Here is a 14,586-nt window from a genome sequence, read left to right on the forward strand (position 1 = left end):
TTAACAACGCCGAGTATGAATTGACCTACCAAAACAGTCAAGTATTCACCGTTGCGACGGCTCGTCGTCCCGCACGCAGTCAAAATCCTCCTCCTGCAGCGGCGGCAACTCGCCGTTCTGGTATTCACTGTTCACCTTGCGAAGCGCTTTGCACATATTCTCAATGCGGTCATCCACAGCATGCATATGATCCAGCAGGCTGCGCATGGCCCGGGCTACCGGGTCCGGCATTTCCTCGGTCACACCATAGGCATCGAAGCCCATGCGTTCTTCCATTTCCTTGCGCCGGGCGTCATCTTCCCCTTTGCGCTTCACCACAACCCGACCAGGAATACCGACAACCGTCGCGCCAGGCGGAACCTCTTTGGTCACCACGGAGTTGGAGCCAATCTTGGCGCCCTCGCCCACCGTAAACGGCCCAAGGATCTTGGCACCGGCACCCACCACAACACCGTCACCCAGCGTCGGATGGCGCTTACCCTTGTTCCAACTGGTCCCGCCCAGGGTAACGCCCTGATAAAGCGTGACGTCGTCACCGATTACCGTGGTCTCACCAATGACAACACCCATGCCGTGATCGATAAAAAAACGCCGCCCGATCGTGGCACCGGGATGAATTTCGATGCCAGTCAGCCAACGGGCGATCGAAGAAAACGTTCGTGCAATCCACTTCAGGCCAAGACCCCAAAGCCAATGGGAGAACCGGTGGCACAGGAGCGCGTGCAAACCCGGGTAGTTGGTCAGCACTTCGAAAGTATTGCGAGCGGCGGGATCACGATGAAACACGCTGTTCACATCTTCCCTTAGACGTTCAAACATAACCCTATTCCTGTTCACCGGCCGTTGAACCAGCCTTTGACGTATTTTTTGCGGTATCCGCAGCACCAGCCGATTTCTGTACGGCGGTCAGTATTCCCCGAAGGATATTGATCTCCATCTGATCCAGCCCGGCACGCTGGAACAGCCGCCGCAGCCGCGTCATCAACTGACGGGGATTGTCCCGGCGGTGAAAGTCCACATCCACAAGCACCTGTTCAAGATGACTGAAAAAACCCTCAACATCGCGGACAGGCGCGGGCGGCACATCCCAACCTTCATCGCCGGGCGCCATCATAGGCTTGAGATATGGGCTGCCGTCGCCACCTTCAAGGCCTTTCAGATAATGCATACGCAATTCATAGCACATTACCTGAACCGCCATGGCCAGATTCAGGGAACTGTAATCGGGATTTGACGGGATATGAATGTGGAAATGACAACGCTGCAATTCTTCATTGCTCAGCCCATGGTTCTCACGTCCGAAGACCAGCGCCACCTGCCCCGCTTCTGACTGCTGCGAAGCCTTGGCCGCTGCGTCTGGTGGAGCGATAACCGGCCAGGGGACCTTTCGCCCTCTCGCGCTGGTACCCATAACGCACACACAATCGGCAATGGCTTCGTCCAGAGTCGAAACAACCGTGGCCTTGTCGAGAATATCGGAAGCGCCCGCTGCACGGGCGTAGGAGGCCTCATCAGGAAAGGACGCAGGATTTACCAGCCACAGGTTTCCCAGCCCCATGTTTTTCATGGCCCTGGCGACCGCACCGATGTTACCGGAATGGGACGTCTCAACCAGGACAATCCGGATCTGGTCGTTGTAGGTGTCAGGGCCCTCCAGGGGCTTAGCTGGCTTGTGCATGGCGGTAGAATCTCTGTAAAAACTGGAAAGGTGCGCATGATAGCAGATCTACCCCCTTCCCCGCCTCTCCGGACATGCCCTGATACAGCGCCATCCGTGACATTGCGGAGTGGAAAAACATACAAGGCGGGTCAGTTTTTGATATGCTATGCGGCCTTCACACACCCGGATAATGAACACTCAGATGCAACCAGCAATCAAAATGGCCCTGCGCGTCGCGCGTCAGGGGTCCGACTATCTGAAAGCACACTTCGAACGCCAGGAACCCAACGGCGACAGCGAAGACCGCCGCAAGCAACTGGAGCGGGTCGAACAGTCCATTTACGACAATTTTTCCGAACAGCTCGACAAAGCCTACAAGGACCACGCCATCGCTCCTTTGAATGAGGCGGACGCCGACGGTAACGACAAGAGCTGGCACATTTTCCCGGTACTCGGACGTGAGAATTTTTTGCGCGGCATTCCTGACTTCGCCGTTGCGTTGCTGCAAAAGAAAAACAACCGCACCGAGAACCTGCTGCTGATCAATCCGGTCACCGGTGAGGAATACTCTGCCAGTCGCGGCCACGGTGCTGCACTAAACAGTCGGCGGGTGCGTACCAGCGACGTCAAGCATGCCGACCGTGCAGCCGTGGTCAGCAACCTTCTCGACCAGACCCGCTCTTCTGACGACCCACTGATGTGGGGCGAGATGGCATCCTTGCTGGCCCGTGACAGCAGCATGTTCCGAACCGCAGGTTGCGTGGCCCTTGATATCGCCCGGGTTGCTTCCGGCCATCTGGACGCCGCTGTTATTTTCCGTCCTGAGCCGGCTGACCTGGCCATCGGCGTCACGCTGGCACTGGAGTCCGGCGCTCTGACCGGCGATTTCTCCGGCAACCCCTCAACGGAGAAAGCAAAGCAGTTGATCGTCGCAAACCCCAAGCTGTTCCGTGAAGTACTCAAGACACTTCACCCGTTCCGGGGCCGACTGCCTCGCTAGGCATAAAGGCCAACGGCCAGGCATAAAAAAAGCCGCAACCCCATTTGGTGTTGCGGCTTTTTTGTGGCTGACCGACTTACATCCGGTTCAACCACTCGGGCGGCTGCTCTTCTTCCTCTTCCTGCCCAGCAAGACCTTCCTTCGGCGGAACGATCAGGTCCTCCCGTGCCACACCCAGGGCAACCAGCAGGTTTGCTGACACATAGATGGATGAGTAGGTACCCACCACCACACCGATGATGAGAGCCAGCGCAAAGTTGTTGATCGCTTCACCACCCAGGAAGTACAGGGCGAACAGCACCACCAATGTCGTACCGGACGTGTTGATGGTCCGGCTGATGGTCTGGTGAATGGACTCGTTGATGATGTGCTCGGAGCCCCCTTCACGCATCTTGCGGAAATTCTCGCGAATCCGGTCCGCCACCACGATGGTATCGTTAAGGGAATAACCGATAACCGCAAGCAACGCTGCAAGCACACTGAGGTCGAACGTCCACTGGAACAGGGCAAACACACCCAGAACAATGATGACGTCGTGGGCCAGTGGCACAACAGAGGCAATACCGAACTTGAACTGGAACCGCATACCGACGTAAATCAGCACCACTGCCAGCGCGATGAGCATTCCCAGACCACTGTCTTCCTTCAGCTCGTCGCCAACCTGGGAGCCGACAAATTCGGAGCTCACCAGTTCAAGCTCATTACCACCAGCCGACAACGCGGCCGTGACTTCAGCGGCCAACTTGTCGTTCTCGGACTCCGCCATCCGCACCAGCACTGTGGTGTCCGAACCAAAGTTCTGGACCACAAACTGCTCATATCCCGCGCCTTCCAACGTCTGGCGAACATTGTCCAGAGCGGGCGCCTGCTGGTATTCCAGCTCAACGGAGGTACCACCGGTAAAGTCCAGCCCGAGGTTCAGGCCGCGCACTGCCAGCAACGCAATGGAAGCAACAATCAGCGCAATGGACACAACGGAAGCAATCTTCCGAAAGCCCATAAAATCGATAGGTTTCTTCTCAACTTCAGACATTGGCCAGTTTCCCCCCAATCGACAGCTTTTCAACCTGTCGACCGCCGTATACAAGATTTACGATGCTGCGACTGACCATCAGCCCGGAGAACATCGACGTAAGAATACCGATCGACAGTGTCACCGCGAACCCTTTCACCGGGCCGGACCCCATGGCGAACAGGATCACCGCCACCAACAGGGTGGTGATATTGGCATCAAAAATCGAAACGAAGGCCCGGGAATAACCGGAGTTTATCGCCGACTGTGGCGGTATGCCCGATTTCAACTCTTCCTTTATACGCTCGAAGATAAGCACGTTGGCGTCAACCGCCATACCCACCGTCAGCACGATACCGGCAATACCCGGCAGCGTCAGGGTTGCTGAGAGAATCGACATGCAGGCGATCAGCAGCATCAGGTTAAGCGTCAACGCAATGTTGGCGATCACACCAAAGCCACGGTAGTACACCACCATGTAGCAGAGAACCAACACAAAGCCGAGCAGGACCGACATCATGCCGGCATCAATGTTCTTCTGCCCAAGGCTGGGACCAATCGTCCGCTCTTGAACAAAGTACATTGGCGCAGCCAACGAACCGGCTCGCAGCAGCAATGCCAACTCCGCCGCTTCCGGGATGGAATCCAGCCCGGTAATCCGGAAACTGCTTCCCAGCGCAGACTGGATCGTCGCCAGGCTGATGATGCCCTTTTCGACAACGCGGTTGTCGACCGTGCGGGTTTCACCATCCACAACCACTTCTTCCGTCTCTGTCCGGTATTCGATAAACAGGACCGCCATGCGACGCCCAATGGCGTTGCGGGTTGCACGGTTCATCAGATCGCCGCCCACCGAGTCCATGGTGATGTTGACCTGTGGCTGGCCGTTCTCGTCGAAGGCCTGCTGTGCGTTAGAGACATTGTCACCGGTGACGATCACTTCCCGCTCAAGACGGGCTTCACGGTTAGGGTTGTCACGGAACGGGAACGTCTCGATATCAGCTGATGACGCATCCTGGCGGGCCTCAAGACGGAACTCCAGGTTGGCAGTAGCACCCAGTACACGCTTTGCCGCAGCGGTATCCTGCACACCAGGCAATTCCACAATGATGCGGTCCGCACCCTGGCGCTGCACCAGAGGCTCCGCCACGCCAAGTTCGTTGACCCGGTTACGGATGGTGGTCAGGTTCTGCTCCAGTGCGTAGTCCTGTATGGACTTCACTTCGGCTTCCGACATGGACAGCACCAGCAGGTACTCACCTTCCTCTGTCTGCTCATCGAGCAGGAACTGGTTGTACTGGTCACGGATCAGGTCAAATGCTTCGCTGCGGGAACTTTCGTCGCGGAAGCTCAGAACAATGGAACGGTTGCCCTCCACATCGCCACCGCGGTAGCGCACACGCTCTTCACGCAATTCGCGCTTGATCTGACCAGACATGGCTTCGAGGCGCTGGTCGACGGCGGTTTCCATATCCACTTCCAACAGGAAGTGAACACCACCCCGCAGGTCGAGGCCGAGCTTCATCGGGCCCGCACCCAGGCTTTCCAGCCATCCCGGTGTTGACGGCGCCATATTCAGGGCTACCAGATAATCCCTTCCAAGCGCCTCCTGCACCACCGGCCGAGCCCTCAGCTGGGATTCGGCGTCGTTCAGGCGAATCAGGGCGTCGCGCTCCTGCAACTCGGATTCCTTGACCTGGATCCCCTTGGCTTCGAGTGCATCAACAGCCCTGTCGAGAATCCGCTGATCGACTTCGGTACTGCTCCGGGCACCGGTGATCTGTACGGCAAAGTCGTCAGGAAAGACGTTAGGCAAGGCATAGACGAACCCGATCACCAGCGCGATCACGATAACCAGGTTTTTCCAGAGCGGATACTTGTTCAGCATGGGGTCCCTTTAAGCCGGCCAGTCGGCCGGCTGTGATGTTTCAGCTTGGCAAATTCAGACCTGAGTCGAAAACCGGTCGATCAGATGTCCTTCAGAGTTCCTTTCGGAAGTGCCGCTGCAACAGCAACTTTCTGAACCTTGATCTCAACGTTGTCAGCGATTTCAACCACGATAAAGTCATCGGAAACCTTGGTGATCTTGCCGGCCACACCGCCGGAGGTAACCACTTCATCGCCTTTGTTCAGGCCAGCCATCAGCGCTTTGTGCTCTTTCGCACGCTTGGACTGGGGACGCCAGATCAGGAAATAGAAAATCAGGATAAAGCCGGCAAAGAAGATCACCTGCCCCATCACTCCCATACCCTGGGCACCCGCATCCTGTGCCATGGCCAGTGCCGGCATCGCAGCAAAGAGTGCAGCAACAAGTAACTTGATTGATTTCATTGACTATCTCCGTTTTTAAGAAAAGTTCAGGTAGCGGTTCAGAATCGGCTTATCCCGCAGTCACTGCGCCATTGGAGGCACGGTTTCACCGCGGCGGGCATAGAAGTCGCTAATAAAGTCCGACAATGTACCTGCTTCAATTGCGCCACGCAATCCAGCCATCACGTTCTGGTAGTACCGCAGATTGTGGATAGTATTGAGTTGCGAGCCGAGCATTTCTCCACATTTATCGAGGTGATGCAGATAACTTCTCGAAAAGTTCTCGCAGGTGTAGCAGTCGCATTGATCGTCCAGCGGCGCGGTATCGTGCCGGTGCCTGGCGTTGCGGATCTTGATGATGCCGGTGGAGGTAAACAGGTAACCGTTGCGCGCGTTTCTCGTGGGCATTACGCAGTCAAACATGTCTACGCCGCGGCGCACTGCTTCCACAAGATCCTCGGGCCGCCCTACGCCCATCAGGTAACGGGGGCGGTCTTCCGGCATTTTGGGTGGCAGATGATCCAGGATACGGATCATATCCTCTTTGGGCTCGCCCACCGACAATCCACCTATGGCGTAGCCGTCGAATCCGATCTCCGTCAGCCCTTCCAGTGAGCGGTCCCGCAGCGATTCGTACATCCCTCCCTGAACGATGCCAAACAGCGCGGCCGGATTACCGGCGTGTGCCTGTTTGCTCCGGGCAGCCCAACGCAGGGACAGCTCCATGGACTCACTCGCCTGCTTCTCGGTGGCCGGGTACGGCGTACACTCGTCAAAAATCATCACAATGTCCGACCCGAGATCGCGCTGCACCTGCATGGCGATCTCCGGTGACAGCTCTACCGGTGAACCATCGATTGGCGAACGGAATGTCACGCCCGCTTCGGTGATTTTGCGCATCTCGCCCAGGCTGAACACCTGGAATCCGCCGGAATCTGTGAGGATCGGGCCTTGCCACTGGGTAAAGTCATGCAAATCGCCATGGGCCTTCACCACTTCCGTACCCGGCCGCAGCATCAGGTGGAAGGTGTTGCCAAGGATGATCTCGGCCCCAATATCCTTGATGTCCCTCGGCAGCATACCCTTGACGGTGCCGTAGGTGCCCACCGGCATGAAAGCCGGGGTTTCCACCGTACCCCGGGGAAACGTCAGGCGTCCGCGTCGTGCACGGCCATCTTCCCCGAGTTTTTCAAAGGACATATAACACTGGTCACTCATCATCGTTCTCCGGATTCTGGCTGCCCTTCCCTGAACAGGAAGAGAGGGCGCCCAGGCTTGGCTCCTGCGCTGTGATAAACATCGCATCACCGTAACTGAAAAAGCGGTAACGCTCGTCGACAGCCGCTTGATAGGCCGACATCACGTTCTGATAACCGGCAAACGCGCTGACCAGCATGATCAGCGTTGACTCCGGTAAGTGAAAATTCGTCACCATGGCGTCCACGGCCTGGAAACGATAGCCGGGGTAAATAAAAATATCGGTTTCGCCCTGAAAAGGTCGAACCACACCGCCGCGACTGGCGGATTCCAGGGACCGCACAGAGGTGGTACCAACGGCTACGACACGACCTCCCCGGGCTCGGGCTGCATTCACCGCATCAACCGTTTCTTGCGATACATGGGCCACTTCACTGTGCATCACATGATCTTCAATACCCTCCACACGCACCGGCTGGAATGTGCCAGCGCCCACATGCAAGGTTACAAACGCGGTTTCAATGCCCCGCGATTCAAGCTCGGCCAGAATCCGGTCATCAAAATGCAGGCCGGCGGTCGGAGCCGCCACCGCACCGGCTTCCCGGGCGTACACCGTTTGGTAGCGTTCGCGGTCCGAGGATTCATCCGGGCGATCCACGTAGGGAGGCAGCGGCATATGACCGATCCGCTCAAGAACCTCAAGGACGGGTTCGTCGCTGTCACAATGCAGGTGAAACAACGCATCATCCCTTCCGCTCATCCGTAGCGGTGTGCCATCTTCAAGCAGCACTTTCTGGCCTTCTTTTAGAGCTTTGGAGGCCCGTACGTGAGCGAGAATGTCGTGCTCTCCAAGTACACGTTCAACCAGCACTTCCACCTGACCGCCGGTTTCCTTGCGGCCAAAAAGGCGCGCGGGAATCACTCGCGTGTCGTTGAAGACCAGTAGGTCGCCCGGCTGAAGCAGGCCTGGAAGATCGGTAAACCGTAAGTGCCTGGTGTCACCGGACAGCCCATCGAGACTGAGCAACCGGGACGCACTGCGCTCTTTGAGGGGATACCGGGCGATAAGCTCATCCGGTAGATCAAAGTGAAAATCGGAGACGTTCATTGGATGGACTGTTTACACCGCACTGTGCGGATCGTAAATGGTAGCGGCGGGCGGACTCGAACCGCCACGGGTTTTACCCCAACGGATTTTGAATCCGTCGTGTCTACCAATTTCACCACGCCGCCATCGGAGAGTGCTGGGGATTATACTGAGGTTGAATCTGAAAGCAATAACAAGTGCCGGACTTCCTTGTTCCGGCAGGCTTTTTACAAGCGATCGAACAACGACAGCTGAGAGACCTGAGCAAACGACTGCTGTGCAGCCTGCAGCACGAAGCTCTGGAAGCTCAGGTTGCTGATAGCTTCGGCGTAGTCCACGTCACGCAGTTGCGAACGGATGTCCTCACTGTACACAGACGAGTCTTCCAGGAACGATTTGGTAGAGTCCACGGCGTTCAGGCGCCCGCCGATTTCCGTTTGCTTCTGCACAATGCTTTCCTGGGCATTGTCCAGGTTCTGCAAAGACGCTGCGATCAGGTCGTCATAGGCCGCCTGCCCGGCCGGCGAACCTTTGTCGATGTTATCGAGGCCGTCAATCAGGTTTTCGATGGTGGCAAAAACCGACTGCCTCTCCCCCGCGCGAAGGGTGAACTCATCGCCATCGCCCGCATCGGTAATCGTCGCCTGCACACCGGCAACTTCGAAGGACTCACCACTGGTATACGCCGCCGGAGTCACAGTCAGGGGATCGCCGGTGCGGCTATTCACAGCACTGACCGTTCCCGCAACGGTATCAACGGTAATGGTGATATCGTCCGGTGAAACCGCCGACAGTGCGCCATCATTGATCACCTGAATACCATCGATTCGAGCGGCGGCCGCATTGCCAGGGTCACTCTCGGCAAACACTGCTGCGGGAACCGAAGAGTAGATGCCTTTACCATGATCGCTGATAGGCACCGTTACGCCATCGTCGATCTCCAGCACCCGCTGGCCCTCATCACCCTGGTACACCCAACTGCCGGATGCGTCTTTCCCAAAAGCCGCGGTGGAACCCTGAAAGCCACTGAAAATGTACTCGCCGGACGCATCACGGGTATTGGCGATGTTGGCCAGCTGCCCGATGCGCTCTTTCATTTCCGAGGAGATGGATTTGCGATCATTTGGTGACAGCGAGCCGTTACCAGCCTGGACGGTCAGCTCCCGTATCCGCTGGATAACATCCACCGAACTGGCCAACGCGCTTTCCTCCTGCTGCAACCGGTTTTCTGCGAGCCCAGCGTTGCGCTGATAGGTCTCGATCCGGGACAGCTCCTGATCAAGCTTCAGGATACGCGCCGCCGCAACCGGGTCGTCTGACGGTTTATTGACCCGCTTGCCCGTCGAAATCTGCTCCTGGGTCTGGTTCAGGCTACTATTCAGTTCCTGCAGCCGGTTTATACCGCCGGAGAATATCTGTTGTGATGAAATTCTGATCATGTCACATCACCTCGCACTGTTACCGGAAACTCTGTAACAGGGTATTGAACAAATCCTGAGCCACGCTCACCACCTGGGCGGACGCGTTGTAAGCCGCCTGATACTGGATCAGCTTGCCGGCCTCTTCGTCCAGGTTGACGCCAGAGACGGATTCCCGCTGATTGGTGGACTGCTCCAGTAGCGTGCTACCGGCGTCTTTATCCAGCTGGCTCTGTCGGGTTTTCACACCAACAGCTTCCACCAACCCTGCGTAGCCTTCAGCAAAACTCTGGCTACCGCTGTTAAGGGTATTCTCGGTTCCCAACGCCGCCAGGAACTCAGCATTGCGGTTGTCCGATACACCGTTGGAGTTGTAATTGATGCTGAACGAATCCCCGGGCCTCGGGTTGCCGGAGATCTCGAACTGAAAGCCGAAATAGTCCGGCGAACGCGGATCCTCAGTGAACAGCTTATTGGACTGGCCTGACTGGAACACATTGACCGGAGGCACGGCCGCGGCATCACCGGCCTGCAGCACCGTGTTCGTATTGGCGTCGACAATGTCATAGACCAACTGGCCACCATCGTCCCGGAACTGAATATCCAGCGGTGGGTCCAGTTGTCCGTCCTGTCGGAAATTGCTCAGCAACGAATTGGTAAACGGATCCCTGACATCCAGCATCTTGCCCTGGTTGATAGTGGCATCGCCGGTATTGCTGGCAGAACCTTCCGCCCTTACCGGGCTTGCAAATGCAAGGTCCTCTTCACGATCGAGTTCCAGGCCGATATTGGCCGCCGCGTTCCGGGTCGGCTCGATCAGGAAGCTGTCACCGGCATTGAAGGTGCCCCCTTCGATACGGATATTGAACCCCGGCATGGATATTTCGGACTGAACAGGGTCCGGCAGGCGGCCTTGGTTAACCACCTCACCCGTGGCACGATCCACCAACTCGAAATCCCGACCGTCGCCACCAAACCGCAACGACCAGCTGCCCGCGGGAAGCTGGGAACTGTCGATAATCTCGACCGCAAGCTGAGCGTCCCGCGGAGCTCCGTTACTGGTATTGGCAATTACCCGGCCGCGTTGGGCCGCCTGGGAGTTGACGTCACTGAAAAACAGACCACCCAGGTCACCCTCAAGGTCCATGCCAATTTCATGCTGATGATTGAGGGTTTCGGACAAGGCAATCGCAACCCGGCCGAGTTCGGCGAAGGCAGGCTGCAGGGCCTCTGACTCAAACCGTTGCAAGCCGCCGAGTTTGCCACCGTTGATTTGGCTGTCCACGTTCAGGGTCCGGCCACCAGTCGTCAGGGTGAATTCCAATCTGGTCGGGTCTTCCGCGTTATCGCGGGTTCCCAGTTGTGCCGCCCTGTCACCAACCACCAACGCCTGCCCATTGCGCAGCGAGACATTCACCTGGCTACCTTCTGCTTGCACCACACTGATGTTGACCAGTTCAGACAACTCACGCAGTTTTTCGTCGCGCTTGTCCAGCAGCTCGTTGGGTTCACGGCCCTGGGCCAAGCCGGGGGATTCGGAGATCGCCAGGTTCAGCTGTGCAATGCTTTTCAACAGCGTATTGGCGTCCTTGACGCCCTGCTCCATCTGGGTCTTGACGGATTCCCGCTGTTGAATGAACTCCTGATTCAGGGCTTCAAATCGGTTCACCACCTGTTGCGCCTCGCTCAACACCAATTGGCGCTGGGGCAACGAGGCCGGATCTTCTGCAGCATTCTGCAGGCTCGCGAAGAAATTGTTCAGGGCATTGCTCAAGCCGGTTGTTTCGCCGCCAAGCAGGTTGTCCAGGCGGGACAACTCCGAGTTCAGTGCTTCCTGCTCACCGAACAAAGAGCTGTCTTCACGCACCTGTTGCGTCAGATATTCGTTCGCCAGGCGACGGATGTTGGTGATGCTGACACCAGTGCCGATAGAGCCCGCGCCGGTGCGTTGCGCCGACTGGGTTTCAAATTGCACCTCCTGACGGCTGTAGCCCGGCGTGTTGGCATTGGTGATGTTGTTACCGGTGGTGTTCAGCGCCGCCTGGTGTCCGAGGATACCGGTCAGACCAATATTGATAAGCCCTGCCATAATGCTTACTCCTCAGCCCCACGCGTACCCATGGACAACGTTGCCATGGAGTCATTATTCATAATGCGGCGAATCTTGGCACCGTAGTTCGGATCGGTGGCATAGCCCGCTTCCTGAAGCCGGTTTGCAAACAACTCGGGGTCATCCGCGGCCGCCAGCACATCCCGATAACGGGGATTGGATTCGAGGAACGAGACATAATCCCGGAAGCTGGATTCATAGTCCGGGTAGGCCCGGAACGCGGCCCGTTCGTTCATCGGCACGCCTTCGCGGAATTCCGTGGTGGCAATGTTCACCGATTCACCCTGCCAGCGGGTGTCTGCCTTGATACCGAACAGGTTAAAGCTGGGAGAACCACCGTCGCCTTCAATCATGTGCCTGCCCCAACCGGTCTCCAGTGCTGCCTGTGCAACCATCAACCTCGGGTTGATACCGCTTTGCGCCGCTATTTTTTCCGCGACGGGCAGAAGTTCACGAACAAACTGTTCCGGTGAGTCGAACCGGCTTGGCATGACGGTGCTGACTTCCTGTGCAGGCTCTTTGCGGGCGGTGTCAGCCACCTGATTCACCTTGTCCATCTGCTCAGGCAGGCGCGGCGAAAGTACCGGCATACTACGGTCATAATCCGCCAGCGCGGTCTTATGGGCCGCCATCGGCTCCCCCTTCTCATCCATGCCAGGAATCTGCCGGCTAAGCTGGCGCACCAGGGCATCGGATATACCGGTGCCCTGCTTTTGCGATAGCGTCAGGCTCAACTGGCTGTCGAACATCTCTCGATAGAACTCCGACTGCTGGCTGTTGAGGTAGTTACCCTCCGCAAACACATCACCGGCCTTGCGCATCGCTTTGACCATTTCCGACAGGAACAGGCCTTCAAACTGCTTCGCCACTTCCTCAAGCGCCGCTTCCTTGTCGGTCCTGGCCTGGGCCTTCAACGCGTTCAGGCCGCCGAAGTCGGTATAAACCTGGGCCTTCTGGAGACTGGAATCCTGCATCACGCCCCCTAAATCACAATCAGCTCAGCGCGCAAGGCACCGGCCTGTTTGAGGGCTTCGAGCACCGCCATTACGTCACCGGGCGCCGCACCTACCTGGTTCACGGCCTGGACAATTTCGTTCAGGGTGACCGCCGGGCCAAACTGGAACATCCGGGCCGGGTCTTCGGTAATGGCGATCTGGGTGTTGGGCTCGATCACCGTTTCACCATCGGTGAACGGGTTTGGCTGATTGGCTTCGGGATTCTCTTCAATGGTGACGGTCAGGTTACCGTGGGTCACCGCCGCCGGGCTGACCTTGACATTCTGCCCCACCACAATAGTGCCGGTGCGGCTGTTGATCACCACCTTGGCGGCGTCTTCCGCCGGATTAACCTCAATGTTTTCCAGAATCGACAGGAAGCTCACTCGCTGGGATGGGTCTCTCGGCGCCTTTACGGAGACCGAGGTCGCATCGTGGGCATACGCCATGTCCGGGCCCAAATGACCATTAATCGCTTCCACCACCCGGCGAGCCGTCGTGAAGTCAGCTCGCAACAGGTTGAAGGTGATGGTATCGCCACGGGTAAAGGGCGACATCACTTCCCGCTCGATGGTGGCGCCATTGGGAATCCGGCCAACGCTGGGAACGTTTACGGTAATCCGCGAACCATCGGCGCCCTGGGCACCGAAACCACCCACCACCAGGCTACCCTGAGCCATGGCATAGACCTGATTGTCGGCCCCCTTTAACGGCGACATCAACAGGGTACCGCCACGCAGGCTGTCGGCATTGCCGATGGACGACACTGTGATGTCCAGTTCCTGGCCTGGCTTGGCGAAGGGCGGCAGATTCGCGGTAATGGTAACCGCAGCCACATTGGCAAGATTGGGGTTCACGCCCGGCGGCAGGGTAATGCCGAACTGGGTCATCATGTTGCGAAAGGTCTGGTTGGTAAACGGCGCTTTATCACCAGTACCGTCCAGGCCAACCACCAGCCCGTAGCCGACCAGTTGGTTGTTACGCACACCCTTGATGCGCGCCAGATCCTTCAGGCGGTCCGCCAGCACCGGAGCTGCGATCACGGAAAGCGCAATCATCAGTATCCCAAACCTCAGCATTTTCATAGCGGGAACCACTCACTGTTGAAGAACCTCGCCAGCCAGCCCATCTGGTTAGCCTGGTCGAAATCACCGGTACCGCCGTAGGCAATACGGGCATCAGCAATACGATTGGACGCCACGGTGTTGTCCGGCGAGATATCCTCCGGCCGAACAAGACCGGTCAGGCGGATATACTCATCGCCGTTGGTCAGCGACAGCCATTTCTCGCCACGGATATGGAGAACGCCATTTGGCAGGACTTCCGTGACGGTTACGGTGATATTGCCGTTCAGGCTGTTGCTCTGATCCGCTTCCGCCTGGCCTTCAAAATCACGTTCCAGATCAATGTCGGTGCCCAGGTCAAGATTGCTTCGGCCCAGAATGCGCGGGTCCAAAATGGAAATCTCATTGTCTTTGGTAATGCTGCTTTCAGCGTTCTTGCTGGCGCGGGTCGACTCTTCGAGGGTTACCGTAAGGATGTCACCGACGTTCAAAGCCACGGTATCGCCATAGAGACTGTAGTTCCGCGAGGACTGGTAGATAGCGCCGGATTCCGGGTCCCGCTGCATCATCGCTTCCGCGCGGACTGGCGCGTATTGCGGATCATCCGGAACAGCCCGTGGCCGGCTCATGGCGGTACACCCCTGAAGGACAACCAGGATCGCCACCAGCGCAAAGGTGCCGCCGTGATGTCTGGTCGTTCTGTTGTTGGTAATAATGGGTGTCATGATTCCCC

General features: G+C 57.4%; 13 protein-coding genes and 1 tRNA gene. 1 reads left to right on the top strand and 13 read right to left on the bottom strand.

The window, feature by feature from the left end:
* Positions 1–45 precede the first annotated feature (45 nt).
* A complete protein-coding gene (cysE, locus tag ACTRWH_RS09845) occupies positions 46–819 on the bottom strand; it encodes a serine O-acetyltransferase (RefSeq protein WP_041333191.1) in 774 nt (257 codons plus the stop codon).
* Positions 820–823: 4 nt separating this feature from the next.
* Positions 824–1,678 (bottom strand): tRNA (cytosine(32)/uridine(32)-2'-O)-methyltransferase TrmJ, encoded by an 855-nt coding sequence (gene trmJ, locus ACTRWH_RS09850; RefSeq protein WP_228210708.1) that lies wholly within the window; start codon positions 1,676–1,678, stop codon positions 824–826.
* Between the two features lie 184 nt (positions 1,679–1,862).
* On the opposite strand from trmJ, the gene ACTRWH_RS09855 reads away from it, so the two are divergent.
* The gene (locus ACTRWH_RS09855) at positions 1,863–2,660 is read left to right on the top strand and encodes an inositol monophosphatase family protein (protein WP_036208165.1); all 798 of its coding nucleotides are present in this window, start codon (positions 1,863–1,865) and stop codon (positions 2,658–2,660) included.
* A 76-nt stretch (positions 2,661–2,736) separates the two neighbouring features.
* Here ACTRWH_RS09855 and secF read toward each other — a convergent pair whose 3' ends face one another.
* From secF to flgH, 11 genes are all read right to left on the bottom strand, one after another.
* Positions 2,737–3,693 (bottom strand): protein translocase subunit SecF, encoded by a 957-nt coding sequence (gene secF, locus ACTRWH_RS09860; RefSeq protein WP_041333189.1) that lies wholly within the window; start codon positions 3,691–3,693, stop codon positions 2,737–2,739.
* Positions 3,686–5,560, bottom strand: a complete 1,875-nt coding sequence (gene secD / locus ACTRWH_RS09865) for a protein translocase subunit SecD (protein WP_085680861.1) — start codon at positions 5,558–5,560, stop codon at positions 3,686–3,688. The genes secF and secD overlap by 8 nt, the downstream gene beginning before the upstream one ends.
* An 80-nt stretch (positions 5,561–5,640) precedes the next feature.
* Positions 5,641–6,003 carry a preprotein translocase subunit YajC gene (gene yajC, locus ACTRWH_RS09870; protein ID WP_036208174.1) on the bottom strand — a complete coding sequence of 121 codons (363 nt, stop codon included), beginning with the start codon at positions 6,001–6,003 and terminating at the stop codon, positions 5,641–5,643.
* A 60-nt stretch (positions 6,004–6,063) separates the two neighbouring features.
* The gene (gene tgt / locus ACTRWH_RS09875; protein ID WP_041336522.1) at positions 6,064–7,182 is read right to left on the bottom strand and encodes a tRNA guanosine(34) transglycosylase Tgt; all 1,119 of its coding nucleotides are present in this window, start codon (positions 7,180–7,182) and stop codon (positions 6,064–6,066) included.
* Between the two features lie 10 nt (positions 7,183–7,192).
* Positions 7,193–8,287: a tRNA preQ1(34) S-adenosylmethionine ribosyltransferase-isomerase QueA gene (queA, locus tag ACTRWH_RS09880; RefSeq protein WP_228210709.1), complete on the bottom strand. Its 1,095-nt coding sequence runs from the start codon at positions 8,285–8,287 to the stop codon at positions 7,193–7,195.
* 38 nt (positions 8,288–8,325) lie between these two features.
* Positions 8,326–8,412, bottom strand: a tRNA-Leu gene (locus tag ACTRWH_RS09885).
* 81 nt (positions 8,413–8,493) lie between these two features.
* Positions 8,494–9,705, bottom strand: a complete 1,212-nt coding sequence (gene flgL, locus ACTRWH_RS09890; protein WP_041333186.1) for a flagellar hook-associated protein FlgL — start codon at positions 9,703–9,705, stop codon at positions 8,494–8,496.
* A 19-nt stretch (positions 9,706–9,724) separates the two neighbouring features.
* Entirely contained in the window at positions 9,725–11,773 is a 2,049-nt protein-coding gene (gene flgK, locus ACTRWH_RS09895) for a flagellar hook-associated protein FlgK (protein WP_126812863.1), read from the bottom strand.
* Positions 11,774–11,778: 5 nt separating this feature from the next.
* Positions 11,779–12,768 carry a flagellar assembly peptidoglycan hydrolase FlgJ gene (gene flgJ / locus ACTRWH_RS09900; protein WP_228210710.1) on the bottom strand — a complete coding sequence of 330 codons (990 nt, stop codon included), beginning with the start codon at positions 12,766–12,768 and terminating at the stop codon, positions 11,779–11,781.
* An 8-nt stretch (positions 12,769–12,776) separates the two neighbouring features.
* Positions 12,777–13,874 carry a flagellar basal body P-ring protein FlgI gene (locus ACTRWH_RS09905; protein ID WP_126812867.1) on the bottom strand — a complete coding sequence of 366 codons (1,098 nt, stop codon included), beginning with the start codon at positions 13,872–13,874 and terminating at the stop codon, positions 12,777–12,779.
* Positions 13,871–14,578: a flagellar basal body L-ring protein FlgH gene (flgH, locus tag ACTRWH_RS09910; protein WP_085680869.1), complete on the bottom strand. Its 708-nt coding sequence runs from the start codon at positions 14,576–14,578 to the stop codon at positions 13,871–13,873. Before flgH ends, ACTRWH_RS09905 begins: the two co-directional genes overlap by 4 nt.
* Positions 14,579–14,586: the final 8 nt, after the last annotated feature.

Source organism: Marinobacter sp. G5_S1_61_S3, assembly GCF_054968585.1.